Origin of the sequence: Mesorhizobium sp. M1B.F.Ca.ET.045.04.1.1 (assembly GCF_003952465.1) — a bacterium.
Classification (GTDB): Bacteria; Pseudomonadota; Alphaproteobacteria; order Rhizobiales; family Rhizobiaceae; genus Mesorhizobium; species Mesorhizobium shonense.
This window is the reverse complement of the sequence record NZ_CP034448.1, coordinates 7676114-7699945: the sequence shown is the minus strand read 5'-3', so window position 1 is coordinate 7699945 and position 23832 is coordinate 7676114. Positions and strand designations below refer to the sequence as shown.

Genomic DNA, 23832 nt, shown 5'->3' with positions numbered 1-23832 from the left:
GGTTGAGAAAGTCCGGATAGATACAGCGATGGCCGAGGCCGTTTGATAGATAGGTCCAGGCCCGATCGGCGCTTGCGCCAACGCAGAACCACTCTCCAGCCGGGCGCGTCGTCGCGTGCTGACCACATTCATCGAAGGCCCCCCTTGCGGTAACCGAAGTCGTCACCAGCCACCGCACTCTTCGCGGACACGCCAGGTAGCCTTGGACTTCTGCGCTGGGCGATACGACTTCCTCATAGATTAGCACATACTAATATGCTAATCAAATGCGAAGGCTAATTCATGGCGCAGTTCCAAACCACTATTGCATTGATGTGGCTTGTCTTGGCCAGCGATGCGAACGCCCACGATTGGTACACTGGCAAGACTGACCCGGTTCTTCATTATGATTGCTGCGGCAATAAGGATTGCCACCCAATCGATTCCAGCCACGTCAGGATGACCAAAGACGGTTATTTTGTGAGGATGCCGCGCCCGACTTATATGAATGACCCGCAACAAGGGGAGTGGTTTATCCCCAGGGAGCGTGTCCAGGCCGCGCCCGATGATCGATACCATATCTGCGAGCGTTTAGTGACGTTTTATCGAACGATCATGCCCCATATGAAATTCGAGGCCTATCGGAGATTCAGATGGACGTGTTTCTTCGCGCCAAGGGGCACAAGTTCAATCGCGCAGACACACTAGTGTTGAAAGTCTGACGCTTGGTACCCGACACAGACTTCCGTTTTGGGTGGTTTCCTGTCGTACGTCTGGTTGACCGGAACGAGCAACCAGCGCCAACTCCTGACATTTGCGTCGGGAGCAGCGAAGGTCGCGTTCAGACCCTTCCTGGACGTTGCTCGGCCGCCCGGCCAGGCCGTGTACGGTCAGCCATCACTCCTCCGGCAAGCCCGCGATCCGCATGTCTTTGATCCAGCGGTCGAGGCTTCCGGGGGCGGTCCATAGCTTCCCCCACTCCCTGCGTTCCTTACTGATGGATTGACCGGGCGAGTCTTTAAGGAAAACCGCAAGCGCTTCCCTTGCCTCGCGCTTGTTTCCCAGACAAGCGTGGATTCCCGCAAGCATTCGGTGCGCGCCGCTCGGGATTGTGGACATTTTCCGCATCGCCGCCAGCGCGGCCCCGCAATCGTTCTTTTCCCAGAGCGCCCAGCCCATCTGCCAGTTGAAGTCGTCTGGGTAGAAAGGATCGATGCCCATGGCCTGCTTGATCCGATCGATCGCTTCGTCTGTCCGGCCAACATAGAGTAGCAGATCCGTGCTGCGGACCAGGATATCGGAGTTGCTGGGGTTCAGGGCGATTGCCTGATCGTACTGGGCACTGGCCTGCTCGACCTCGCCGGCTTCGGTGTGGATGCTGGCGCGGATATTATGCGCTTCAGCGTCATCAGGAGCGAGCAGGATGGCCTTGTCGGCGTATTCGGCCGCGCGCTTCAACGCCTCGTCACGGTCAAGTTCCTGCTCGTTCCAGCCGAACATCGCATCGTTGCGATAGGACCAGGCCAGCCCGATATAGCCGAACTGCGAGTTCGGATCTTCTTCGATCGCCTTGAGGTTCAGCTGCCGAAACAGCTCGTTCCTCGCGGCCGAGAAATCCTCTCGGATCTTGGCAATCCCCATCAGGTGATAGTGGAGCGCGCTGACCCTGGCGGCACCGCTCTGTGGCAAGGGGCGCTCGATCCTGCGCCCGACCCGTTCCGCAAGCGTGCGGATGATTTCCTCCTGGACGACGAAAAGATCGCCAATCTCCCGGTTGTAGGAGTTCGCCCAGACATGCGATCCATCATGCGCATTCAGCAGTTGGGCCGTCACTTTCAGCCGGTCTCCCACCTTCTGCTGGCTACCCTCAAGCAGGTAGTCGACCCCGAGTTCATCTCCGATCTGCCTGGTGTCGGTGGGCTTACCGCGGTACCTGAAACTCGAGTTCCTGGCGATGACTGCATAAGTCTTGCTTCGTGCCAGCTCGGTGATGATCCCCTCGGCAACGGCATCGCTCAGATATCCCTTGCCCGCTCCGGCACTGAAGTCATCGAAGGGAAGGATTGCAATCCTGGGCATGTCGCTCGAAGGAACCGGAGCGGCTCGCCACATTTCGGTGCCGTAGTATGCGCCGATCGCTGCCGCAACGAGAACGATTACAGCAAGAATGAAGCCAGCTCGCGAGAATCGTGACCTGGCTCGTCCCGTGCCGACGAAGACGTTTGGATCTGCCGCGCCCGATCGGTCAGCATTCAGCCGGTACCCTCGTTTGGGCAGGGTTTCCACGATTACATGCTTGTCGTCGCCCAAGGCACGGCGGATATCGGCGATGCATTGGGTAAGGCTGTCCTCGGTCACGAAGGTGTCGGCCCAGACCGCCTGCATCAGCGCGTCCTTGGATACGATCTCGCCCGGTCGCGCCGCGAGCACTGAGAGCACCTCGCGGGTCTGGCTGCGAAGATTGACCGCCTTGCCTTCGATGGTTCGGAGTTCTTTGCTTTTCGTCAGGAAGACAAAACCGCGAAACGTGATCGTTTCAGCAGATTTCAGGTCAATTTCGGGGGCCTTTCGGGACATTTCACCCACCTGGCGCGCTTCCTAACCCTATCCCATTCGACCGTCGCTTCCAAGCGATCCAGCAGCACCGGATGGGACGGAGGGCGACATGGATCGCACCAGGCTCATCATCGCGCTCGCTCTTCTTTTGGCAGCGCAGACGGCTGCAAAAGCGGATTCCCGCATCGCGAAACTCTGCGGCCCTGACCGAGTCAGGGAGACTAGGGGATAGCGATGGAGCAGTTTCTTCTAATTACCTTTCTGTTAAATTTTGACGGCACTGTAGTAGTCGGCAATCATGAAAATGGGTTTCCTCCCAAGGTGTTAGCTTCAGAGGCCGAATGCAAATGTCTGAAACATCAATATGAATTTGTCTGGCCCCCTGTTGGTCTTAAATATCTGTCAACCGCTTACATCTGCGAGAGGAAATAAATGATTGTCGCTTCTGGTTACAATGCTCAGACGATGTCCCAACCCCGGCGGTTACTATCTCGCCAGCCTCAGGGAGCAGGTCAGCGAGGGCGACCCTTGCATCATCCGAGCACGAGCGATGCTTCTAACTCTGCACCCGACCGGCCGCGACCCCCGATATGGACGCGACGAAGGCGCGTCTGTTGATGCACGAACGCACCGTGAAATACCTCTTCGTGCCAGCCATCCGGCGCGACCAACGTGGGCCATCCTGAGGTGAGGCCCAACCCATCGAAAGGCGGAGTCACCTGTAGAACCGCGATCAGACAACGCACGCACGCTGTATCGGCAAGCTTCCATTCTCGCCGTGCGCCCTCGGGCTGATGATGTCAGCCTCGAGAGGCTCAAGCGCAGGGGCCATTCAGTCGAAGGTCTGCAAATCATCCTTTTGCGGACCTAGGCCCGACAGAGAGCAAATGACCGCAAAGGGTCAGGGCTTCCCCTTGACCCGCCCTCAGGGAAGGTTTGCAAGGGGTCGAAACCGGAATTTTCGACTCCGGTACCAGGCATCAGATTCCACCACTAGACGACGGGTCAGGATGGGCATTTGCGCTTCATTTCCTGAAGAACGAGCAGGAGCATTACCATCTCGGCGCTCCCCGGCTGAGCGTTCTTCGGCAAGCGTTTTTCAAGCGCCTGCAGCTTCGCGCAATCCATATCAGCGAGGTGGTTTCTGATCGCCTCGATCGCATCACCAAGTTTCGCCACCAATTCGACCGCAACGACCTGCATCCGCCTCCGCTCCTCACGTTATATGAGGAGGCTCTAACGTATCCGGCGGCCTTTTGACATGCGGCAATTCGGGCATGCCCCGAACGAAAAGTGACATGGGCCTCTTGAACAACCCGAGAATGCCATCTGGCTCGCATCCAAGCATGCAAGCAGGGCCTGGATGCGACGACATGTTCCCTGTCGTCATTTCAATTAGATTTTGCTAATTTAGCAAGCTGACAGGTAGCAAGCACCCGAGTCAGACAGGCTAGAAATGCCTCCTCCGCGGCCGAAATTGGACCGCTTGGAGAATCCGGCCCGTCGTGGAGATGGAGGGTAGCATGGTCGGATACCTTCATGACGAATTGAATTCGCGATCCGACTCCACCTCCTGGCACGCGCGGCTGCGCGGCAGTTTGCCGACACCGATGGACCGAGCAGCCGGAGGGCCGGGAAAGCGGTCCAGTCCGTGGCTAGGACTGGCGGTCATTTCAGCCGCGGCACTTTGCGACCCGCCGGCACATGCCGCCGACACCGATACCGCGATGGCGAATGTCGACGTCGCGATAGCGTTCGCCGTGGATTTCTCGGCCTCGATCGACCCCACGACGGCTGACCTGCAGCGCGAGGGACATGCCGCGGCGCGCTCACCTCGACCGAGATCATCAGCGCCATCTCCGAGAATCGCATTGGCTGCATCGGCGTGACTTATTTTGAATGGTCGAGCGCTGGCCACGCTCGCACCGTGCTGCCCTGGACCCGCATCTGCGGACTGGAAGACGCCAAGGCAGCGGCGGCGGCGATCAGAAGAAAAGGCGACACTGGCTATATCCGTCGCGGCCGGGGCGGAACATCGGTCTCGGAGGCCATCGACGTAGGAAGTCTTCTGCTTGATCGCTTTCCGGGAAATGCGATGAGGAAGGTGATCGACATCTCTTCCAACGGCGAGAACAACGACGGACTGCCCGTTCAGCCGAGCAGGCAGAACGCCATCGGCAAAGGATACACGATCAACGCGATAGCGATTGCACCTGACGACGAAGACCCCAAGCAACCGCTGGCAACCTACTTCGCCCGGTCCGTCATCGGCGGCTCCCAAGCTTTCGTAATATCGCCGACGGGGCCTCGCGACTACACGGCTGCCCTTCGCCGCAAACTGGTCATCGAAGTCAGCATGAACGTACTCTATCGCCATCCTGCGTATGCAAGAGCGCCTGGATATTGCAGAGCCAGGGGATCGGAATTCCAGACGTGGTTTCAGCTAGCTGGGCTGATCGGCACGCCCCTATCGCCGAACAGCGCCGCAGCAGCAAGCATCGGCAGCTACGACGGGTTCCGACCAGATGCGCCACTCTCGTCATCATAGAGTTTGGCGAGCACACGCGACGCCTACCGTACCAGAAAGGCCAAACACTCCTCTGTCATCCTTCTGGCAGGCTGAGAACATTCGATCGTAGATACTGCTTGTGCACGTAAACTCGACTAACGAGAGCGACCTCGCATTAGTTCGTGCTAATTGACACAAAATGCATGCACGCCTACCCTTTGGGGCCCAATTATCGCTGCCCTTGGGGGCGGATTTTCAGGCTGAGACCCAGCTGATGTACCTGCTGTACCATTATCCCTATTCCCAACATTCCCGGCGGGTTGTGGCGTTGCTTGAAGAGGCGGGTCTCGAATACGAACTCCGCCACGTAGCCCTGGATCAGAGGGAGCAGATGTCGCCGGCCTACCTGGCTATAAATCCGAACCATCAGGTCCCGGCGATGCTCGATGGCTCGATCAAGATCTTCGAATCCAATGCAATCCTCCGATATCTCTGCCACAAGCACCGCTTGTCTGATTGGTATCCCGAGGATTTCGCACGGCGGGCGATAGTCGAGCAATGGCTCGATTGGAACCAGACCCATCTGGCCGGAGCAGTCATCGATATTGTCCTCAATGCTGTCTTCTTGGGTCCTCGTGGAGACCGCGAAGCCATCGCACGTGGACGGGCGCAGCTGGCCGAGCTTGCACCCATTCTGGAAGCTGGGGTTAAGGACCAGGCCTTTCTGTGTGGCGAAACGCCGACTATCGCCGACCTCTCAGTCGCATCCAACCTCACTCAGCTCAGCCTTGCCGATGCCGTGCCACAGCAAGCCGGGATTGACACTTGGTTCAAGCGGGTCAGCGCCATCGAAGGCGTGAAGCGAGCCTGCGCTCCCATCGCTCAGTCGTAGCAATTTTTGCGAGCGTCAGGCGCATCAGGCGTTATCAGCAGCCGCTTGACGACTGGAATATACTTACCGCAGGAGGCGGACTCACCAGGGATCAGCCAGCCCGAAGCCTCCTAAGCGGCCGACGCTGCTCTGTCCCCAGCGCAGTCGTGCTCGTCCTCAAGGGACGCTTTGCTCAAGCCCTTGCGGACTGCGCGCGCCAGCGCTGGACGCGACGGCGGGTCCGGGGTTCAGGCTTGAGGCTCAGTGCAGTGAGCGCGAGTTCTTGTCATGGAAAAATCAGGCTTCCGTCGAGTTCCTGAAGGCAGGCGTGACAGCGCACGGCCCAACTTGCCATTCTCGCAAAGAGCGGTCGAGGACCACCGACCGGACAATTGAATTCGTGCTGACGACCGCCTACGTTAGGCGGTTAAAACGCCTGAAAGCTTGGGGGATGGCGGTTTTGGGCGGATGAGGCAGACCGCTTGAAACCTTGACTTCCAATGAGGTAGCCCCTATATGTCGTGTCAGGCAGGCTGACCCTTCGGGGCCGCTGCCATGTCAACCAGGGCGGAAGCGTCTTGGTCTTGTACACCACGGTAATGGACACTGCATACTAAGACCCAGCTTCGGCTGGGTCTTATGCGTTTGGGATCCTGGTCTCCTTGAAGAGACACGTCCTGGCAAAATAGCTTAAGTTTCTGCGGGAAATCGTCTTCTGATGGATCACCTTCGGGTGAGCCGAGAGGACTTCCATTCGAACTGAGCAGCCATCGCCGAGCGGTTGAAGGCAGTACACGACAGCCCACGTGTGGCCATCTTCCATCTCGACGAAAACAAGGTTGTCGACGCCGCCGTAGCTTTTCGAGACGTAGGTCAAGCCGTTGTTCTCGATCTGCCATCTTATGGCAGCTCCCAGCCCTTTCGACATCTCATAACGACCGCCATCGAACGTTCTTTTCGTGCCGTAGTGGTCGACCGCATGGTGTTGTTCGCCATGCTTGGTCCGCTCGGTATAGACGTGGTTCGAAAAAGCTACCTCGACCAGCAGATCGGTCCCGGCAGTCGCCCCCTTTCCGGGGATCGAGGCCGAAAACGCCTTCAAGTGCGTCAGGTCGTAAGTGGTTCCGTCGATGGTGATGGAGGGGTGTTCGTTTGGGATGCTCACACACGCGCTATACCTGTATGCATAGCGGCCTCCAACCGATAAATTGCATCTCCGGCCTCACCAAATGGAGGCAGTCGAAATCCGGAGCTTCCCGGGTTCCCTCAGCAGCCAACGCTGGTGCACGCGCAGCCGCGCACATAGACTTGCACCGAGGGGGAACATGAATCAGACTGTTTGGGCTGTTCCACAAAACGAGCCGCCACCGAGGCCGTCGGGCGTCATTTCAGGCTACCATGAAAGCGCCCTCTGCCAGGTTTACCAAGACGGCAACGACAGCTCAGCAGCCGCGTCGAGATCGATGCGAATCCTCGAAAGGCCCGTGGCTCTTTTTGATGTCCCGGCCACCCGCAGGCGTCCCTCGAAAATCGCGTTGATGAGTTTGGCGACCGGAACATTGAGCTCGCGTGCCGCAACGGGCATCGGCATGGTCCGAGCATCTGTCGCAAAATCCCCGTCCCGGAGCTTCAACAGCTTCCTGACGAGCCGATCCGGCTCGTCAGGGGAGAAGAACCCGTACACCGCTCCGGTCGCCCGGACGAACGTATCGATGAGTCCGTCCCGGCGAAGCGGCGTGAGTTCCCTGTAGGCGACATCGAGCTCCGCTGCGACGTGCTCCTCGCCGATCCGTCCGCCGACATGGCGCACGAGCCAGGCCATGGTTTCCGGATCGATGCGTTCCATTCCCACCGGCTGGTTCCAGGCCTTCGGCCGCTTGTGACGCAGCACGACCAGAAGCGCGTCCGGGCTGTAGTCGCACAGGTATCCCGCGTGGCGCAGGGCGAAATATCCGTACGGCACGTCGTAGCCGCCGATCCCGGGCGCGTGGCGGATGGTCCACCGCCGGATGGCGCGCCTGATGGTCTTCTTCATCGGCGTTTCATCCCCGGTCGTCAGCCAGACCCGGAATTCCTTCGAATGCATCCTGTGCGGGGCCTGGAGCTTCTGGCTTCGGGTGCTGTAGATGCCGGCGAGCGTCGCCTCGATGGTCGTCGGGAACTCTGTGATCGTACGGAATCCTGCTGCCATCAGTTGATGCCGACCTTCGACCGTGTTCGCGAAACCTTTCTCCTGGAAGGGGTCGAGAACGAACTCGCCGACTATCCGGACGGTGTCTATCACGTCGAACATCGGTAATTCGTCGAGCCAGGGAACTGGGCGCCGCGCATGTCCCAGGAAACGGTCGATCAGGTAGGAATCGAAACCGCAGTCGATCCAGGCGGGGCGCTTCGCGGGCGTGTCCTTCAGCCATCGCCCGCATCGGCATGCAACGAGGCTGGCCGAGCGCGCCCATCTCGTTTTCGCGCCGCAGGCGCAAGCGTCGTGGAGGAGCATCCCGTGGCGCGGGCAGGAGGTGACGTGCGTCAGGTCCCACCATGTCCGGTGTGACCCGTTTTCGGCGAGGCACGAGGGACACCAGCGACGCTCGGAGATGGCGTAGTCCCGCCGCCGGAAGCGCTGGCCCATCAAAGAGACGATGACGCCCTCGAAGACGGGGGAGGCGTGGGCCAGGACATCGGCGTCGACCCGGCAGAAGCGAGCGACAACCTTGGGGTCGATGCTCGTGACCAGCCGTCCCGAGTCGCTTCCGAGCAGGCCTCGGAAGTAGTTCGCGGCGCCGGGCACGTTCAGGTCGGCCGCCTTTACGAGCATGGCGTGAGCAGGTTCATAAGGTTCCTGCGACGGGCGGAGGGGCAGGGGAGCTTGCCCTCTTGGAAGGAGGCTCATTCGGCAGCCTCCGCGGCCGCCTTCCGCCGGCGTAAACCCGATCTCTCTTCGATGCCGTTCACCAACAGGTCGACGTAGCGCTTGGGGAATTTCACGGACTTGAGGCTGATGAAGGGATTCCCCGCGTACCGAGCGGCTTCAGTTCGTCGAAAGCGACAGCGAGGTGATCAAGTTTCAGCACCCCTGCGAATGCTTCCAGCGCGATGCCGTTCGCGCGCACCAGGAACAGGCTGGTGATCCCGGCCAAGCCCCATGAGGCGACCGACAGGGCCTCGCTCCACTCCGACAGGGGCGGAGGACTGCGGAAAGGCATGGCCTCGACAAAGGCGTCGAGGAAGTCCTCGTAGTCATCCCGGTCGCTATCCAGGGTCCAGTCGTAGGCGCTCACCGTATGCTTCAGCCGCGTGCGGCGCTTCAGCTGTAGGTTCCGCTCCAGTAGCGACATGGAACTCGGCATCCCCGCAATCACAATCTGGCAGCTGTTGAAGTTAGCCAGTTCCTTGATCATGTCGGCCGCGAGGAACCTGCGATCCATTGTCCTCAGGTCCGCAAGGTGGTTGGACTCATCCAAGATAAGCAACTCCACACGCTGTGCACGAAGGTGGAAGTCGATGAGGAGGGTGAGCTCATCCTGCGTCCGCCGGTGCGGGACCGGCACATCGAGGCCTGCCAGAATGCGACGCTGAAGCGAATGCTTGTCCGCACCGGACGGCACGTGCACAAGCAGAACCTGCCGCCGCACTCCCTGCTCGTCGACCTGCACCGAGAACTCCGCGGCATAGCGTTTGAGCGCGGCGGACTTGCCGGCGCCGCTCATGCCGCTGACCAGCATGACCCCCGCCTCCCGAAGGGGGCCGGGATCGTAGTGCAGGTGATGGAAGGCGAGGCGGTCCGAAAGGCGGTCGAACTCGCGATGCCTGATCACCATGTCTTCGAGCGCCACGTTTGCTTCCGCGGCACACCGAAGCGGATCAAGATTCAGGCGGGCCGCTAAGGAAGGCGGCATTTCCACCCGGTACGGCTGGCGGGAAGGCTGGTCAGACATTGTCTAGCCTCCCCAGCCTGCGCCTCACCCGGCCGCTTGGACGCCTTGGAGCCTTGGGCGCGGCGTCCTTCCCGTCTGTCGGCTGGCGCCCATCCAACGCGGGCGGAGTTCCGTCTCCAAAGGACTCGTGATCGAGCAGCGCGAGCGGCTCGTCGGATCCCGGCGCGTCCTCCGGCAGTTCGGTCGGTTCCTTCAGGTAGGTCCTGTGCGCCTTGAGTACGGCATCGATCTTGGCGGTGCCTCCGTTGGCGACGCGCTGGGCGTACATGTCCTCGGCCATGCGCGCGAGACGCTGCTTCGCTTCCATGAGCTGATGCACGGTGATCACTCCTTCCTTGGCGGTTTCCTTGGCGTGCTCCACGATCACCGAGTGTCGGTACTCGGAGAGGCCGCGGGCGTAGTGCATTTGCTTGCAATAGGCGGGGACGGCGAGCGTGCTCCCAGACCGCTCCGGGTCGGGAAACAGTGCCCAGGCGGTCGAAATGTCTTCAGAGCGGTACTTCGCCTCGATGTCGCGCATGATGCCATCGAGGCCGCCGTGATCCTCGCGCAGGGCTCCGATGGCATCGGAGTTGTACTCCAGGCCGTGCATGCGGAGGCCGTTCTTGTTCAGCGTCCGCGAGGGCACGTACTTGCCCATCATCAGCCGGATTTCTTCCTTCGAGGGAGGAGCGTCGACGGGCATCTCGGCAGTCCACTTCTCCCAGGCGTCGCGCGGAGTCATGCCGTGGGAGTGGTGGACCGCCTCGTGGTACTCCTCGACGATCCAGTAATCGATGATCAGCGGCAGTTCCCGTAGGGTGACAAGCAGCGGTCCAGAACCGGGCGACAGGGACCTGCGGAGCCGACGCGGCAGGATTCGCAAGGCTCCACCTGCGCTGCCTTCCTTGAAGGTGCGGATGAACCGCTCGACGCGACCCTTGAGCTTCGGGCTTGCCGGAGGAAGCGGATGAAGCACCGTCCCGGACCTGTATGATGCGTCCTCGATATGGTGAGACAGGTAGGGGGAACCCATGTCCGACTTCAGGACCTGGATCTTGCCCGCCATCGTCCATGTCTTCGAGAAGATCGGCTTCCCGTCTTCGTCGAGGCGCCCGGACAGGTCCTTCGGATATGCCGCGTGCTCGTACCCCTTGCAAACCGAGTCGCTCGTAGGCCCTCCAAATCCCACATAGCGCCCGACCACGGCTTGCGTTGCCTGGTCCAGGAAGAGCGACACGACGGGGAAGCCGAGTGGAAACCAGTCCTCGTCGTCGACGACGAAGACGCCGGTGAGGAACATGTCGTCGCCTTCGACCACGGCGAGCGGCTGCGTCACCCGGGGCCCGGCCAGCGCAGTGTCGAAGGCCTTCTTGGCGTGCTCGGCTCCATAGGACCTAGCTGCCCGATACTTGGCTGACCGCCTATTCACGCGATCGCGGACATACGCCGGGGACACGAGCTTCATCCAGTCGACGTCGCCATCCGCGTCCACCGGAAGCTCCACCCCGTCGACGGTTCCGGCCTTGCGATAGACCTTCTCCCACGTCCGGCAGGCCAGCATGATCGCATGCTGTCGAACGATAGGCTGGCTCCCCCAGCCCCTGTATCGAGCATCGACGGCCTCTTCGACAGCGTCTTGGACGAAACCAGGCTTGCGCGTCGTGCGGTTGCCCTTCCATGCGTGCTTGGGAGCGAGCGCCAGCGGCTTCCTGCCCGAAGCCTTCCATTTTCGCAGATGGCCAGCAGCGGCGCGAACCCCGATGGACGCTACGCCACGAGGAGCGGCGACTTCGGCGAGCGCTTCCCTGATAGCGGCAGACTGGGACATGCCCCGAGCAGGATCCTTCACTGCACGCTCCATGGTGTCCGCGATCCGGCGGCGGTAAGCCAAGACCAGATGGTCCCGATCAGAAAGACGGAAGGGATCGGGCAGTTCAGCGTCCCTGGCCCCGTTCGCGAGGGAGCCGTCCTCGCTGCCGATGCTCAAAGGACCCTTGCCTCCGATGCCGAGGGTGACCTCGTCGTCGGTCACCACGAAAGCGTACTGGGGGTCGCGGACGGATCGCGCCCAATATCCAACCGGATCGGTCGCGCGGTTCTCGACCTTCGCGGCGACACCGTTGTAGGTGACGAGCGTTCCGCGCTCGAGACGGAAAACGGTCATGTCGGTTTATCCCTTCTTGGATGTTTGCGATCAGGTTTGGGGGATACTGACCACGTCATCGGCGGCAGCGCCGAAAGCGTGACGAAAAGCCGGTCCGACCTTGGCCCTCGAGAACGAGGCGGCCATGCCACACGTGATGAAGCAGTCCTCCGAGGCACAGCTTCGTCTCGATGCCGCAGGCGGTCGACACTTCTTGCGCGGTAGCGCCGCCGTCAGGAACGGCACGGAAGATCGCGCGCAGATCAAGTTCGGGCAGGCGGCTGCGTCCGAAGCTGTTAAGGAGCTTGGCACGGTCGAGTCGCGGCTGCGCGCCGAGCGGCTCCGCGCGCAGGCAGCGATACCGGATGCCGCGTGCGGCCAAATCATTCGTGAGAGACGCCGTCCTGACGGCGGTCGACGGATGGCTGAACCGGGTATCTGGCTCGATGTCGACATACACGTCGCCCATTTGGGTGCGGACCTCGAAGTCCGGCGCGTGCTCCCGCAGTTTCGTGCCGTCGTGCCACTCCACGAATTCCGGCCGTGCGCGGATGCGCACCACCGTCGGCTGGATCTCGGTTAGGAACAGGAAGTTCAGCTGGCCGTCGCCCCAGAAGCTGAGCTGGTATCCCGCGCGGTAGTGCGGGAATTTCCCGGCCCGCACCCAGCGGCCCTCCGGCTTCAAGTGGCAGGGAGGCGGCTCGACGTAACGGAACGGCATGTCCACGCGGATGACGTCGTAGGAGCCGTTCGCGAGATCCGCACGGGTCAGGAAACCATCGGGTTGATCGGGGGCGGGGGAGGCGTTTCGTTGCATGTTCGATCTCCAGGATCGGAGGCGCACGCCGTCCATCGCTGCCGGAAAATCGGCAGACGTACGCGCGCTTCTGTATGCCGCTCACGCGAACGGCATCGCTGCGTTTTCGGGATGAATAGTCGAGTGGTGCCCGGCGCTCGGAAGCGTCAGGTCAGGCGGATATTCGCCGGTCTATGGATATGACGAGACGCATGACGTCCTCGCTCCATGAATGCGGGATGCTTCCCGCGCAGTTAGCCCAAGTGGAACAGAGCAAGAACATCAAATCGCGGAAGAATGCAACCCCGATTTTTCGTCGAGGGCACAAGGCATATGACGGCCACCGGTGAATCATTAAGCTTTCGCTTTTATCCATGGTGTCGCCACCTCCGTTTTGAATGATCGGGTGTGCAATTCTGTCGTCGACCCGGAGGTGGTCGGGGAGGGGCGGCTCGTGACCGCTCCTCCCCCTCCTTCGCGTCGTCTCGAATTCCTCTCTTCCAGCGGGTGAGAGCGACGCGTCTCCAGGTCCATGCCCGCGACGTCACCTCAAACTTGGGCGCCCGTCAACCCCGCGATTTATGTCGTGCATGTCGACCAAAGCCTTGCATTCGTTAAGGAATCGATGGTTTCTAGCCGCCCCGCACGTCAAGGATTGGCGGCCAGCGGACGGCGCGTCAGGCGTGTTCCAGACCTCTGGCCGGCGTCGCGCCTGAAAGCAGTTTTCGGATTCGCCGCCTCGAAGTCTGCGAGCCAAGGGCGTTCTCCCGGTTAACGATTGCCCGGTACCGTCCGTTAACCATAAGAAAAGATCGCCGCCGACCAGAGGGATTTCGCCCTGCAGGGATCCGGCCGATCCGTCATATTCGCCAAGACCCGCTCGCTCCCTCAGTTGGGCTCGATCCTCCACATGTGTTAGTTGTCTGCCATGGCTGAGGGGTACGAGTCGCCCGAATGGGCGGAACCAGACGACGATTCCGAATTCCGGACTGGCTATGATCCGTCCTCCCCATGGTGGTCGGTCTCGTTGCTCTTTCCTCGTCCATCGAAGCTGTCCGACGAGGAGATGCAGCTTCATTTCCGGGATCGGGACGGCCGCTGGAGCAAGCAGACCAAGGCCGCCGTCCTCAAAAATGGGGCGATCGGGCTGGACCTCAACGACAACTGGGCCTTGGTTGAGCCAAGTTGGCGTTGTCCGTGCTGCGGGCGCGTCAAGGCCGAGATTTTCCGGCTGTCGAAGCGAGGCGTTCTGCTGGCCAAGCTTGAACTTCACCATGACCACATGCGCGACGAGGTCTGGCCGCGGGCCGAAAAGCTCTATGGTCCGGATTGGAGAGACACTGCCGTTCCCGGAGCCACCAACGTTCTCGATCCCATAGAGGACGTGGTTTCCCGCTTCCGTGAAGCGCTGGTTTGTTCGGAGTGCAACACCGCTGACGGAAAGGTGAAGGCCCAATACCGCTCCGAGATCGACCCGCGGTTCACCTTCACAGTTCTTGAGATCGCAAGGTTCGTCAGGGCCAGGGCCAATGCGGATCATGACATCGACTACGACGCTGCTCTTATGCTCTGGCGCGAACAGGAGAGGGGACATCGGGCGCGTGTCGAATTGCTCGACGCTCTCCTAGGGAAACTCGGCGATGGACTCCTTGCCAGTGAACGCACAGGCGGTAACGGCCTGCGTCCGATGTGGATGAGCATGGAATCCGATGAACTCCTCAGGAGGGGCTTCATCGACGAAGTCCGGGATGACGAGCGATGGGGCCTGCTCACCGGCTACAGGCAGGAGTTCCTGGCGCGTTCAACCTCCAGGGATTCGGCCTCTCTACCGTCAATTCGCGTCACGTCGCGCGCGGAAGGGCCAACGGACGAGGAATTCGCCGCATATGTTGACCGCGTATCCACGAAACGCTGGAGCGCCACGCCGGAGGGATGGATTTGTCCCGTCTGCTCGCGAAACAAGCGGGAATTGCTTCGCAAAAGCGGCAAGAACAAGTGGACGGGAGGCATACGCGAACATCAGGAATACGTGGATGAAAGCGACTCCGAAAGGATTGCTGTCCGGCGACGCCTGTTTCCAGGATTCACCAACAAAGCCTGGATATGCGGCTACGACACCATCCACTTGTGTTCTGACTGCTCTGAGATTTCCAGCTCGGTGCGACAGCGCAACCGCAGTTTGGAATCCGCGTACCTGAAGCTGACGGATCTGCGGGACTGCATAAACAGTGCGTTGCCGCACCGGGTTCATGACATAGACTTCCAAGAGGCCGAGCTGCGCCTGGTGCGCAACGGGGCATACCACTCGGCCTGGGAAGCATGGTGTCGCTACGATTCCTTGCTAAGCACGGTCAGGCTGAAAATGAACTCCTGGCCTCGTGCCGAAGGGTTAGCGGACTTGGCCGAAGACCTTCGGGTATTCCACCGTATCGAGTCGCTTCAAGAACGAGAGGCCCTGAGCCAATGGCTGGCTGACGAGGCGTTCAACGTCCGCACACGAAGGCAGATGGTATCCGAGTGAGTGCAAACTTATGGCTCGAAATACCTAACTTATGACTCAAGATGCACCCAGCGTTGGCGTCGCACCTCTCAGCAACTCAAAGTTGCATAATAGACGTTTTGTTGCGAACTTAAGGCGGTCTACGACAAGACGAACACCAGCCAATCGGAGCTCGCACTACTGGCGGCCAGGATGAGCAATCGCTAGCCGGACCTGACTACAAGCGCCCTAGGCCCGGCGAAGCGGCATAGCCGTCAGGCGCACGCTCCCGGGCTCTTGACCACGCTTTCAGGTACGCTCGCTTCGAAACTCACTGAACCCGAGCATTGGCGTTCGGGTCAGTGGCCGGATTCGGATCTGCGCGCTCGTCGGGCGCTAGCCATGTCGTTAACGTGACCTGAACCCGCAACGTCGTATTCGAACTTCTTCGGAGGTTTTGATGTCGAAGGACAGATTGCTGGCGGAAGCGTGGCTGGAAGCCTTGGCTGTCGGGACCGCGACGGACGGCACGATCGAGACCTACCAGGACGATCTCGACTGCTACCTTGGCTGGCTCTCTTCCGTCGGGCTCCGGCTGTCAGGCATGACGTTCGCCGGCCTTATGGGCTATTTCGGCCATCTTTCCGCGAAGGATTACGCCGAGGCGACCGTCGCCCACCGCAGGGCCGTCGTTCGGACCTTGCACGCCTGGCTCTTCGCCGAAGGCCATGCGGAAAGAAACCCGGCTGCGCTGCTCGAACCCATGCGGCGCTCAAGGAACGTTCCGTTCGTGCTTTCGATCGAGGAGACCGAGCGCTTCCTCGATGCCGCCCACGCGCTCGCATCCGACCGCAGCCTCGGCCTGTACAGGCGGGCGGCGTACGCGAGGCGCGCCGCGCTGTTCGAAGCACTGTATTCCTCAGGGATGCGCATCACTGAGGCGGTCCGCCTGCCAGCCTCGGTGCTCACCAATAACGGCAAGATGTTCAACATACGCGGCAAGGGCGACAAGGAACGCATGGTGCCTCTAGGGTCGCGTGCCGTCGAGGCCATGCGGCTCTGGCGTTCCCTGGCGGCGGAATACGGAGTCGTTTCGCCGAAGTGGCTGTTTCATTCTGTGCGCGACGGCAGCAAGCCTACTTCGCGCTCTGCGGCGTTCAGGGACGTCCGGGAGACCGCCGAAATGGCCGGGTTGGCGCGGCCGGACGAAGTGAGCCCGCACGTGTTGCGGCACGCCTTCGCCACACACCTGCTGTCAAACGGGGCCGACCTCAGGGCGATACAAGCGCTGCTTGGCCACGAGGACATCGGCACGACGGAGATTTACACTCATGTCGACCAAAAGAGATCGATCGAATTGGTGATGATGCTTCATCCTCTCGGGGCGGGCGAGAGCTGATCCCAGCCCTCCGCGTCAAGCCTACCGAGAGGCCGAAGCAAGGGACCGTCGGATCTGGACCGCGTTTTGGCCTGCAACCGCATCGTGCCGAGACATTCAGCTTTCCTCTGATCCGCTCTTTATCGACAAGGTGCAGGACATCGTCCGGGGCGGTGATCGGTCAGTGCTACAAGCGTCACCGGGCCACCGAATTCCTCGATTTCCTGAAGCGGATCGACGCCGAAATGCCCGATAGGCCGGACGTGCATATGGTGAAGGACAACTATGCGATCCCAGAAGACGCCGAGGATCAAGGCCTGGCTTGCGCGCCGCCCATACTGGCGTGTTCACTTCACGCCAACGTCGGCATCCCGGATCAATCAGGTCGAGCGGTGGTTCGCCGAGCTGACGCGAAAGCAGTTGCAGGGCGCCGTAGGCGGTCGAGCGCCAATGTACAAAGGATGACCGCAGCCAAGGACGATGCAAAGGCGATCAGCAGTTCCGCCCGATCACCATGAACGAGAAAGGTCCGATCTTCATGGTCTGGCCCTTCGATCGCCTGCCCGCCTCCTATGTCCCAGCCCGTAATGCTATCTGGGTCTTCTTCCCGGTGGTGCTGCGCGCGGACCAATGAGATTCGGAACCAGCCGCTTTTTTGCTGCCTTGCCTTATCTCGGGCTGGCGCTCGCCCTCCTCCTCAGCACTTGGGCATTCGTCCGATCGGACGGCTACAGGCAAGAGACGGACGAGATCCTCAACCAGACCTACGAGATTCAGTGGCGTGCGACCCAGGTGCGCGAGCGGCTTGTCAGGGTCCATGGCCATATCCGTCTTGCCGACGAAGCCGGCAAGCTCGATCCTGACATCAACCGGCAAATGGCTCTTGTTAGCGTCAACATCGCTCAGCTTCTGGCGCTGCCGTACCTGCAGCATTTCTTCCCGCAGAAAGACATCGAACTCCTGGAAAACGTGCGTCGGACAGTCGAGCAAAACGTCGCGCCGGCCGTCGAAGCTGGTTCCAATTATGCGGATGCCCTCGACCACATGACCAATCTCGAACAGGACATGTACGAGATCTCCAGCGCCACCGTTGATCACAGCATGACGCTCCAGGAGACTGCTCTATAGCCGCATCCCGCAACTGGTTCATGTTCGCGATTGCGCTGGGACTGGTCGCGATCTTCTATCTCATAACCCATCAGCGTCACGCTTACGTCAGCCGTCGCGATCGACACATGCGCTCATTCGCCTCGCTGTTCGCGCATATGACGCGCTCCCGCGTCACCGCTTTGCGACTGTTTCTGGAGGGCACTGGTTCGGAGCAACCTCCGAGAGAAGAGATGTTGAAGGCTGCCCGCAGTGCTGCGAATGAGCTCGAATCCATCAATGACGGGTTGCTCAAGATCGCGTTTTCGCAACGAGATTCGCATGTCCTCCCGCTCGCCAAGCTTTTGCTGGACCTCAAAGATCGGGACGGCATCGTACAGCTGTCAGTCGATTCCGAGGCGGGAATACAAGCAGTGCCGGCAACCCAGTTTCAACTGGTGCTGAGCGAGCTCGTGCAGAACGCGCTCACGGCGGTCGAAAACACCGACAGGCCGAGCGTTGTCGTAAAGGCATCGGTCGTGCACCGGCCTATTTTTCGCCGCAACGTTCTGTTCCTGGAGGTCGCAGACAACGGTGTCGGCATGACGCCAGAAGTCCTGCGCAAAGCAAAGACGCCCTTCTTTTCGACCCGGGCCGGGAATCGGCCTCGGCCTCACCGGCTGTTCCCAGATGGTCGCCACACTCAATGGGAGGCTTTTCATCGATAGCAAACCCGGAGCGGGCACTGTCGTCAAGGTCCGCATCCCAATCGGTGCATAATGATTGGCCTCATCGGGCGCCGGCGGCTCAGAAGAGTTCAGAGTCTCCCGCCCAGCAATGAGACGGGTTGTGTAAGTAAGATCGATCTGTATACGGAGATTTAAAGTAAGTCTACTGCCGCAGTACTGATCGATCCTGGATTGTAATCGAGAGGACTTGCAGGCGATTAATCTCTTGCAATACAAAAAAATAATAACTTGACCGAAGAACGCCGCGTAATGTATGATATAGAACTTAGAAATCGGCCAGCTATTTTGAGCCGCATCTGACCTGCCACCGAACTGTCATCCAATGGCGATTAGAGCCGCGACCACGCTTGCTCCGATACCATTCTCTGGATCGCCGGAAGGTAGAGTTTCCCGGCTTTCTCACGATGGCGGGCTGGCGGCGCCATCGGGATTGAGCAACGAGATCGGGGCCTTGTGCCCGATCGCCCCATGTGGGCGTTCCTCGTTGTAGTATCTGCGCCAATCCTCCAACTTTTCGGCGGCGTCGGCAAGGGTAAGGAACCAGTGGGCGTTCAGGCACTCCGCCCGGAAGCGACCGTTGAAGGCTTCGATGTAGGCGTTATCCGTCGGCTTTCCCGGCCGGGAGCTATGGCGGAAACTGGGTGATGACGGTTTGAGGAGAGCGGCGTATCGAGGCGGGTGATGAAGCCTGCCAGAACCTCTCAAGGAGAGTGATACGCCATGAATGAGACTACCAATGTTTTGCGTCTTCGTCAGCCCGACGAAATTGATGATCCCCTGACGGATGTGCTTCGCACCGGGGGGCGCAAATTGCTGGCGCAGGCGATCGAGATCGAGGCCGAGACGTTTCTTGCCGAGATGCGGGATCTCAAGCTTGCCGATGGCCGTGACCGGATTGTCCGCCATGGTCACGGCCCGGAGCGGAGCATCCAGACGGGCATCGGTCCGGTGCCAGTCAGCCGGGTGAAGATCCGCGACGTGTCGAACTCCAGAACCCGGCAAGCCCGCCGGATCGACACGTCCCACTCACCGCACGTCTCCGCCACCAGCTCGCGTTTGCGACCAGGCCTCACTTTTCGGCGGATCACGTCTTGCAGCATCTCCTTGTCCAATGACAGGTCGGCGACCAGCTTCCTGAGCTTGCCGTTCTCGTCCTCAAGCTGCTTCAGCCGCTTCATCTCCGTCGGCAGCAGTCCGTCGTATTTCTTTTTCCAGTTGAAGTAGGTCGCCTGGCTGATTCCCGCCCGGCGACAGATCTCGGCAACAGGAATCCCGTCCGCTCCCTGCTTCAGAATAAACGCCTTCTGCGCGTCCGAAAACTTCGATGCCTTCATCGTCTTCCGCTCCTCCCAGCCAAGGGATGTTACCGCGGAAACTCAACTTTCGAACGGGTCCAGTTTTCAGGGGTCAGAGCAACGCCAGCCCATCACCCACATTCTCGACTGGTTCCATCTGTCGATGCGGCTCCGTCATATCGAACAGGCGTGGGAAGGGCTCAAGAGCGTCGGCAATCTGAGTATTTACCTTCGAGACACTGCGCTTCATGTGCCGCGGCTTCGTCATCTCCTCTGGAGCGGCTACGTCAGGGAGGCGACGAGAGCCGTGAGGGATATGCTTTGCCAGTTGGAGCAATATGCTCGGCTGCCGGATGCCAGCAACAAGCTCAAGCGCTTCTTCGAACTGGTCAGCAATCTTCAGACCCATCTGATCCAGAACAAAACCTCCCTGGTCGACTACTGCCAACGATATTGGTCGCATCACCCGATCTCGAGTGCCCCAGCCGAATCCGCCGCCAACAGCCTCGTGAATGCCCGCATGAACAAAAAACGTCAGATGCGCCCTCCCGCAGGAGCTCACAGGGTACTTCAGGTCCGCGCGGCGGTTGCCGATGGTCGATTGAAGTGCAGATTCCGACGATTTACCGGACGGCATTCCGATCAAAAGCCGGACGCGATTGGAGTGCACCCCCAGACTGAGACAAGGAAAATCGCGGACAGTTTCCCCGCGTTCAGCTATGCCGCCATTTCCACTCGTCGTCTACCTGAATGCATCTGTTCGTATTCCTCCGGCGTGAGATAATCGAGCGCCGAATGCAGGCGCTGCGTGTTGTAAACGGTCTCTATGAAAGCGCCGATACGCCTGCGGGCATCATCAGCGTCCTTATAGGCGAGACCTTGCACCTCTTCCTGCTTTAGCGTTTTCATGAAGCTTTCCGCCTTCGCGTTGTCGTAAGGATTTCCGACACGGCTCATGCTCGCCTGGATGCCATGGAGATGCAGAAGTTCAGAGTAGGCCCCGCAAGCGTATTGAACTCCGCGATCGGAATGATGGACAAGACCCCCAGGAGCAGGCCGGCGATCGGTGATGGCCATCTCGAGGGCCTCAATGGCAAGGCTTGCTCTGAGATGCGTGTCCAACGCCCACCCGACCACCCTGCGGCTAAAGGCGTCAAGCACAACGGCAAGGAAAGCAAACTCCTCAGCCAGATGCAGGAAGGTGATATCGGCAACCCATAGCTGGTTGACCCCACTGAGGATCATGCCCCTGGCAAGGTTCGGCACGACTTGCCAACCGTGCCTCGAGTTCGTCGTTGCAGGAACAAAGGGCCGCGCGCGCAGGCACAGCAGATTGTCTTCACGCATGATGCGTAGAACGCACTTGTGATTGACTTGCCATCCCTCCCGACGCAACAGGGCTCCAATCCGGCGGTAACCGTAGTGCGCGTTTACGAGAGCCAACTTTTGAATGAGATCTCGCAAACCTGTCTCGGCCCGACGAGGGGCCGAGTCTAGCCAGTGACGGTAATAACTCGCGCGGCTGATACCCGCGAGCCAGCACATTCGATCGATGTTGAATTCGCCTTGCGACAGGCCGGTCGTCATCTTTTCGATGACTTTGAAGATCCCGTTTCGCCAGGAGCGCTGCTCCGGCGCTGATCTTCCTCGAAGTGCCGCAAGGCTTCGCGAAAAAAATCGAGATCGAGCTGCTGTTGCCCGACTTTCTGCTCTAATTCCTTGATCCGGCGCCTGGCCTTAGTCAGAGCCTTTTCCTGAGGCGCGGGCGGATCGACTGCGCTCTGCAATGGCAAGTCCCCGTCAACTCCTCCCGCCACTCTCGCCGGCCGGCCGCGCCGACGTGACTTCAGGTTACCACGAAGCCTGAGATGATCGCGCCACTCGTAAAGACGTTGGCGGCTGACGCCGACCTCATCTGCCAACTTGGTGACGGCTTCGCCCGCCTCCATGCGCTGGAGAAGCTCCCGCTTTTGGTCCTCGTGAATGATTCTTTGCCGCCTGGCCATGCCCCAGTTTCCTCTCTTTGCGGGGAAACTGTCCGCGATTTTCCTTGTCTCAGTCTGGGGGTGCACTCCATCACTGTCCGGTTTCATTGGAATACGCAATTGAAGCAAGCCAAGTTTGCCCTTGCGGCTTGACCCCCAGCTTTTTCCCGCTCCCGTGGTCCGACTGGATACTACGAGATGATCGACGGCGTTGTCACGTTGTTTGAAATGTGACCGCGTGAGGCCGATACCGCGCGCTCGACAGACGTAATCACATCAATCGGGTGCTTCGTCGTAGGGACTACTCCTAGTGTTTGCACTTGGTCTTCCGATGTTCGCCATCACCTCACGAGACAGTACTCACGGTGGGCTATGACTGAAGGCGATCCTTTTATCTTCGCGGGTCAGAGGGCATTGAAACTGGCAGCGTTTGCCGTGGGTGGCGGAGCGCTCTGGTTCGGATGGACGTTCCCGTCCTATCGGGGGCGGCCCGGGCGCTATCCCGACGATGTCATGTAAGGGAAAGAGTGATCAGCGCTAGATGGGCCGCAGACGGATGACGACGTCGACATGGGCGATTTCCATGCCTTCGGGCGGTTCCGGCAAATTGTCGATCACAAGATTGTTGATCGGGATATCTAGCATCTCGTTGTGGCCTTTCACGAAGAAATGGTGGTGGTCGGACACGTTGGTGTCGAAGTAGGTCTTGGCGCTTTCCACGGCGAGAACGCGGATCATGCCCGCTTCGGTGAACTGGTGCAGCGTGTTGTAGATGGTGGCCAGCGATACAGGAACATTCGCAGAAACGGCTTCCTCGTGGAGCTCTTCGACCGTCAGGTGGCGGTCACCCTTGGCAAACAGTAGATCGGCCAAGGCAACGCGTTGCCGCGTCGGGCGCAGGCCCGCCATCATCAGTCTGTTCTTGATTGCCAATTCGGCAGCTACAGCCATAAAGGGAACTCCAATCCCTACCGGTATTCCTAAATGGGCCGATCTGGCGCATGCCTAGTTGATGCGCTTATGATCTCGCCTCACCTGCATTGCAAAGTCCCCTTGGCATATAGGGAACGGTACGGGGAGATTCTGGCTCTGACCCAGAACCAGAAATCTCTCCGCATCGTCCCGCATGGTTCCCATCGTAGCCTGCTCAAGGTGCTCAGGCTGGACCGACCAGCTAGGCTCTCCCGACGATCGGGTTCATCGTGTCGTCGCAGAGCCTGTCGCCGACTTTCAGGCTTTCGAAGTAAGCCGTGGGCAGGATGTTCTGGCGCCCATTAAAGGTGGAGCCATCGGGCATGAAGCCCGCCGTCATCGCGATCCGGCGGCGGCGGGTCATGTTGGCCCCGGCGCCATGCGCTGTTAGGCCGTTGTGAAAGCTGCAATCGCCTGCGGGCATTGGCACCGCGACAGGGTCCGTCTCTGCCATCCTGGGGTAAACCTTGAAGAGTCCCGCGAGCTCTTTCCCGATGTCGGTGTTGTCGTAGCCGGCGAGCCTGTGGCTGCCCGGCACGAACGACAGGCAGCCGTTGAGGGGCGTCGCATCCTCGAGCGCGATCCAGATCGAAATCGCGTCGCGCGAATAGAATGACCAGTAGGGATTGTCCAAATGCCATGCGGTCGGGTTGCCGTAGGGCTCCTTGATCAACGCCTGGTCGAGCCAGATGCGCATCGCGGGCTGGCGGGCAAGGGAACTGGCCATGTTCCCGATCTCGGGGCCGCGGATGTAACGGTGGATCGTCTGATTAAGTTTCGAGACGTTGATCCGCTGGGTAAACACCTGGTCGTAGTAGCGGTCGTCGCCGTCGGGCCGGTCGATACCGCCTGGGGCGATCTTGCGGCCAGCCATCATCTCAACAGCATCGAGGACGGCAGCTTTGAGTTCGGCCACCTCGGCCGGCGACAAAAGGCCTGGGATGTGCACGAACCCTCGTTCCTGGTATTCTCGGACCTGATCCTCGGTAACTTCATTTTTCATTGCGTGTTCCTTCGCCTGCTAATCCAAACGTTCCCAGCTTGGGTCATGGCCTTCACCTTAGCCCACTGCTCGCCTTGGCCCGCCGCCACCGACTTAATTTTCACCCGGTCAATT

General features: G+C 60.1%; 19 protein-coding genes and 6 pseudogenes. 12 read left to right on the top strand and 13 right to left on the bottom strand.

The features are described from left to right. The first annotated feature begins 282 nt into the window (after positions 1-282). Positions 283-687, top strand: coding sequence for a hypothetical protein (locus EJ071_RS38960; protein ID WP_189521376.1), 405 nt, complete (start codon positions 283-285; stop codon positions 685-687). 189 nt (positions 688-876) lie between these two features. Here the strand turns inward: EJ071_RS38960 and EJ071_RS37875 are convergent, their stop codons facing one another. Next, a complete protein-coding gene (locus EJ071_RS37875; RefSeq protein WP_126102369.1) occupies positions 877-2556 on the bottom strand; it encodes a winged helix-turn-helix domain-containing protein in 1680 nt (559 codons plus the stop codon). Positions 2557-3540: 984 nt separating this feature from the next. Then, positions 3541-3738 (bottom strand): hypothetical protein, encoded by a 198-nt coding sequence (locus EJ071_RS37870; protein WP_126102368.1) that lies wholly within the window; start codon positions 3736-3738, stop codon positions 3541-3543. A 320-nt stretch (positions 3739-4058) separates the two neighbouring features. Between EJ071_RS37870 and EJ071_RS40325 the strand changes: the two genes are divergently transcribed. The 3 genes from EJ071_RS40325 (at position 4059) to EJ071_RS37855 (ending at position 5936) form a co-directional block, all read left to right on the top strand. Beyond that, positions 4059-4424: a DUF1194 domain-containing protein gene (locus EJ071_RS40325; protein WP_189521375.1), complete on the top strand. Its 366-nt coding sequence runs from the start codon at positions 4059-4061 to the stop codon at positions 4422-4424. Beyond that, on the top strand, positions 4421-5083 hold the full coding sequence (locus EJ071_RS37860; RefSeq protein ID WP_348628126.1) for a DUF1194 domain-containing protein: 663 nt from the start codon (positions 4421-4423) through the stop codon (positions 5081-5083). Before EJ071_RS40325 ends, EJ071_RS37860 begins: the two co-directional genes overlap by 4 nt. 235 nt (positions 5084-5318) lie before the next feature. Further along, entirely contained in the window at positions 5319-5936 is a 618-nt protein-coding gene (locus EJ071_RS37855) for a glutathione S-transferase family protein (protein ID WP_189521374.1), read from the top strand. Between the two features lie 616 nt (positions 5937-6552). On the opposite strand, the gene EJ071_RS37850 is transcribed toward EJ071_RS37855, so the two are convergent. The 5 genes from EJ071_RS37850 to EJ071_RS37830 form a co-directional block, all read right to left on the bottom strand. Continuing rightward, complete coding sequence (locus EJ071_RS37850; RefSeq protein ID WP_126102364.1) at positions 6553-7080, bottom strand: hypothetical protein; 528 nt, start codon at positions 7078-7080, stop codon at positions 6553-6555. Between the two features lie 255 nt (positions 7081-7335). Then, entirely contained in the window at positions 7336-8730 is a 1395-nt protein-coding gene (locus tag EJ071_RS37845) for a TniQ family protein (protein ID WP_189521373.1), read from the bottom strand. Positions 8731-8896: 166 nt separating this feature from the next. Beyond that, complete coding sequence (locus EJ071_RS37840; RefSeq protein ID WP_126102362.1) at positions 8897-9850, bottom strand: TniB family NTP-binding protein; 954 nt, start codon at positions 9848-9850, stop codon at positions 8897-8899. Further along, positions 9843-11996 (bottom strand): DDE-type integrase/transposase/recombinase, encoded by a 2154-nt coding sequence (locus EJ071_RS37835; RefSeq protein WP_126102361.1) that lies wholly within the window; start codon positions 11994-11996, stop codon positions 9843-9845. Before EJ071_RS37835 ends, EJ071_RS37840 begins: the two co-directional genes overlap by 8 nt. Positions 11997-12051: 55 nt before the next feature. Further along, on the bottom strand, positions 12052-12792 hold the full coding sequence (locus tag EJ071_RS37830; protein WP_126102360.1) for a hypothetical protein: 741 nt from the start codon (positions 12790-12792) through the stop codon (positions 12052-12054). Between the two features lie 907 nt (positions 12793-13699). Here EJ071_RS37830 and EJ071_RS37825 point away from each other — a divergent pair. The 5 genes and pseudogenes from EJ071_RS37825 to EJ071_RS37805 all read left to right on the top strand — a co-directional run bounded on the left by EJ071_RS37825 (position 13700) and on the right by EJ071_RS37805 (position 18442). After that, complete coding sequence (locus EJ071_RS37825; RefSeq protein WP_126102359.1) at positions 13700-15292, top strand: hypothetical protein; 1593 nt, start codon at positions 13700-13702, stop codon at positions 15290-15292. 418 nt (positions 15293-15710) lie between these two features. Beyond that, a complete protein-coding gene (locus tag EJ071_RS37820; RefSeq protein ID WP_126102358.1) occupies positions 15711-16649 on the top strand; it encodes a tyrosine-type recombinase/integrase in 939 nt (312 codons plus the stop codon). Between the two features lie 140 nt (positions 16650-16789). Further along, a pseudogene (locus EJ071_RS37815) lies at positions 16790-17054 on the top strand (transposase); the annotation flags it as partial. A gap of 204 nt (positions 17055-17258) precedes the next feature. Next, positions 17259-17756 carry a hypothetical protein gene (locus EJ071_RS37810; RefSeq protein ID WP_126102357.1) on the top strand — a complete coding sequence of 166 codons (498 nt, stop codon included), beginning with the start codon at positions 17259-17261 and terminating at the stop codon, positions 17754-17756. Between the two features lie 20 nt (positions 17757-17776). Further along, positions 17777-18442: an ATP-binding protein gene (locus EJ071_RS37805; RefSeq protein WP_126102356.1), complete on the top strand. Its 666-nt coding sequence runs from the start codon at positions 17777-17779 to the stop codon at positions 18440-18442. A gap of 420 nt (positions 18443-18862) precedes the next feature. Here EJ071_RS37805 and EJ071_RS37800 read toward each other — a convergent pair. Next, positions 18863-19087: pseudogene (locus EJ071_RS37800) on the bottom strand (transposase); the annotation flags it as partial. Positions 19088-19183: 96 nt separating this feature from the next. Between EJ071_RS37800 and EJ071_RS39960 the strand changes: the two are divergent. Then, positions 19184-19441: pseudogene (locus tag EJ071_RS39960) on the top strand (IS256 family transposase); the annotation flags it as partial. A 2-nt stretch (positions 19442-19443) separates the two neighbouring features. Here the strand turns inward: EJ071_RS39960 and EJ071_RS37790 are convergent. Continuing rightward, a pseudogene (locus EJ071_RS37790) lies at positions 19444-19797 on the bottom strand (transposase); the annotation flags it as partial. Positions 19798-19879: 82 nt separating this feature from the next. Here EJ071_RS37790 and EJ071_RS37785 point away from each other — a divergent pair. Further along, positions 19880-20365: pseudogene (locus EJ071_RS37785) on the top strand (ISKra4 family transposase); the annotation flags it as partial. A 110-nt stretch (positions 20366-20475) separates the two neighbouring features. Here the strand turns inward: EJ071_RS37785 and EJ071_RS37780 are convergent. Beyond that, positions 20476-21345: an IS3 family transposase gene (locus EJ071_RS37780; RefSeq protein WP_126102355.1), complete on the bottom strand. Its 870-nt coding sequence runs from the start codon at positions 21343-21345 to the stop codon at positions 20476-20478. Next, complete coding sequence (locus EJ071_RS37775; RefSeq protein ID WP_126102354.1) at positions 21342-21764, bottom strand: helix-turn-helix domain-containing protein; 423 nt, start codon at positions 21762-21764, stop codon at positions 21342-21344. Before EJ071_RS37775 ends, EJ071_RS37780 begins: the two co-directional genes overlap by 4 nt. 402 nt (positions 21765-22166) lie before the next feature. On the opposite strand from EJ071_RS37775, the pseudogene EJ071_RS37770 reads away from it, so the two are divergent. After that, positions 22167-22262 (top strand): annotated as a pseudogene (locus EJ071_RS37770) (trimeric intracellular cation channel family protein); the annotation flags it as partial. Positions 22263-22280: 18 nt separating this feature from the next. Here EJ071_RS37770 and irrA read toward each other — a convergent pair. Both irrA and EJ071_RS37760 read right to left on the bottom strand, forming a co-directional pair. Continuing rightward, complete coding sequence (gene irrA / locus EJ071_RS37765) at positions 22281-22694, bottom strand: iron response transcriptional regulator IrrA (RefSeq protein ID WP_126102353.1); 414 nt, start codon at positions 22692-22694, stop codon at positions 22281-22283. 223 nt (positions 22695-22917) lie between these two features. Continuing rightward, a complete protein-coding gene (locus EJ071_RS37760; RefSeq protein WP_126102352.1) occupies positions 22918-23718 on the bottom strand; it encodes a phytanoyl-CoA dioxygenase family protein in 801 nt (266 codons plus the stop codon). Positions 23719-23832 lie beyond the last annotated feature (114 nt).